This window comes from Calditrichota bacterium, from assembly GCA_014359355.1.
Taxonomy (GTDB): domain Bacteria; phylum Zhuqueibacterota; class Zhuqueibacteria; order JANLFK01; family Oleimicrobiaceae; genus Oleimicrobium.
On record JACIZP010000285.1, the window covers coordinates 1 to 2,398 of the forward strand.

General features: G+C 62.6%; 3 protein-coding genes. 2 read left to right on the forward strand and 1 reads right to left on the reverse strand.

Annotated elements, in window-relative coordinates:
- Positions 1–920, forward strand: a 920-nt coding sequence (locus H5U38_12350) for a M20/M25/M40 family metallo-hydrolase (protein ID MBC7187815.1), incomplete at its 5' end; no start/stop codon positions are given.
- Positions 921–956: 36 nt separating this feature from the next.
- On the opposite strand, the gene H5U38_12355 is transcribed toward H5U38_12350, so the two are convergent.
- Complete coding sequence (locus H5U38_12355; protein MBC7187816.1) at positions 957–1,475, reverse strand: class IV adenylate cyclase; 519 nt, start codon at positions 1,473–1,475, stop codon at positions 957–959.
- Positions 1,476–1,780: 305 nt separating this feature from the next.
- Between H5U38_12355 and H5U38_12360 the strand changes: the two genes are divergently transcribed.
- The coding region (locus H5U38_12360; GenBank protein ID MBC7187817.1) for a hypothetical protein at positions 1,781–2,398 on the forward strand (618 nt) is incomplete at its 3' end.

Below are 2,398 nucleotides of genomic sequence, written 5' to 3' on the forward strand. Positions count from 1 at the left end.
GCAAAATCGTCTTCTTCAATCGACCCATGGAAGTCCACCTGTTGGATACCTTTGCCGCCTACGGGCGCGCTGTAGACCAGCGGGTGCGAGGGCCGGCCGAGGCTGGCAAAGCAGGCGCGGCGGGGGCCATTGTCCGCTCAGTGACCACCAAGCCAGACAATGTGCCGCATGTCGGCACTTTGCACTATGACGATGCGCCAGCCGTGCCCGCAGTGGCCATCGGCTTGCAGGATGCCGAGCGCCTGGCCTGCTGGCTGCGGACCTACGGCGAGGTAGAAGTGCTGCTCCGACTTTCCTGCCGCGATTTGGGTCGCACCGTCTCGTACAACGTGATCGGCGAGCTGCGTGGCCGCGAGCTGCCTCAAGAGGTGGTGGTCGTCGGGGGGCATTTCGATAGCTGGGATCAGGGCGATGGCTCCCATGACGACGGAGCTGGGTGCATCCAGGCGTTGGAGGTGCTCGATCTGCTCAAACGCGTGGGCATCCGGCCGCGACGGACCGTGCGCGTGGTCTTTTTCATCAATGAGGAATTCGGGCTGGACGGCGCGCGTGCCTACGCGGAGCAGGCAGCCGCCGGCGGCGAGTACCACTTGGCCGCCATCGAGAGCGACCGGGGGGCATTCACGCCTCGCGGCTTCTATGTCGATGCCCCGGACAGCATTGTTGCGCTGCTGCAGGAGTGGCTTCCGGTGCTCAATGTGGCGCTCATTGAGTGGGTGCGCAAAGGGGGCAGCGGTGCAGACATCGCTCAGATGAAAGACGCTAAGGCGCTTATCGGCTATGTGCCGGACACGCAGCGCTACTTCGACCATCACCATTCGGCCAACGACGTGTTCGCTGCCGTGCACCCCAGGGAGTTGGAGCTGGGCGCTGCCGCCATGGCCATTCTCGCCTATCTCATCGCCGAGGAGGGACTCTGAGCTGCGGACGGCTGCCGTCTGTCGTGACGGCAGGGGCTAACAGGTACGGGCCGCCAACAGGAGGTCAGCGTAAGAGCCGGCCACCATGTCCGACTGGGCGATGCCGAACGTGGTGCAGAGCTCGTCGAGGCGCCTTCTGGCAGCCGCTGCCTGCGTGGGTCGCCTCACCACGGCCTCAAATTCGATGAATGAGCCCAAACCCTGGACGCTGTCCAGGTGGATGCGCACGTTGTCCAGCAGGTAGAGTGTTCTCTGCTTGTCGACGACGACCACCACATCCAAGGCCAAGCTCAAGACCTGGCACAACTTCTTCCCGTCGGGCACAAGACAGATGAGGTAGCGGCTCTCGCGGGCCGTGGGTCGATCGGGGCGATGATAGGCGATCAGCTCGGCCGGCTCTCCTGCCACGCAGCGCACTTTGAGCCTGCCGGAAGGGGCCGCGAAGTAGGTGTCCACTTGACGTCGGCGCCACTGGCGGACGGCGCCGAGCCTGCGGGCGACCTGCCCGGCACGGCGCAAGTCGGCACAACGGGCCTTGAGTTCGATGTTCAGCATGAGTATGCCTCCTGCGAAGCGTAAGCGCATGCGCTCTCGCCGAGCCGGATGACGCGGGTCCCTCTCGTGCCCTGCGCAAGGGCAGGAGAGGGTAGTTTATTTGCCATCCAGGATCTGGCTGAACAAGCAAAAAAAGGTATTGAAAGTCTGCCCAATTTGCAATACCTTTGGTGCGCGTCCGCGGAGAGTTTTGCTGAAACCTGCAGCCCCGTGCCCCGTATAGAGGCGCGAATGCCTGCTTTTCGCGGCGTTCACGTGCGATGGCGTAGCGTGTCGGTAAGTGGTCGTCCAGTGGAGAATGACAAATGCACTTCCCGCGAAAATTGGTGGTCAGTCTTGGGGTTCTCCTGTTTTCAACCGTCTGGGCACAAATCGCCGTACCGCCTGCCGGTCTCTCCTCGATCACCCCGGCGGAAATGTACGCGCATGTTGCTTTCTTGGCTGCCGACGAGATGAAAGGCCGTGACACGCCGAGTCCTGAGCTCACGCGCGCCGCCCAGTACATCGCCGCCGAGTTCGCTTCCTACGGGCTATCCCCTGTGGGCCCCAATGGCAGCTACCTTGTCCCTTTCCGCATGGAGCGGATTGCCCTTTCTTCACCCAATTCGCTGGTGGTCATTGAAGCCGGCACGGAACGCGCGTTTAGTATCAAAGAGGATTTTGTCCCAATTCACCTCTCCGGAAGTCGGCAGGCCGAAGGGGCAGTGGTCTTTGCCGGCTACGGCATCACCGCACCTGAGTTCGGCTACGACGACTACCGCGACCTGGATGCCTCGGGCAAGTTCGTTCTGGTGATGACCCAGGAGCCGCAGGAGAAAGACAGCACCAGCATATTCGACGGCGCCAAGGACACTGAGTACTGCAAGATCCTGACCAAGGCCCAGATCGCCATCGACCATGGGGCCGTGGGGCTGCTGCTGGTC

Coding starts and splice junctions, on each gene's coding strand:
- H5U38_12355 (MBC7187816.1), bottom strand. CDS start 1,475: ATGCTGAACATCGAACTCAAGGCCCGTTGTGCCGACTTGCGCCGTGCC.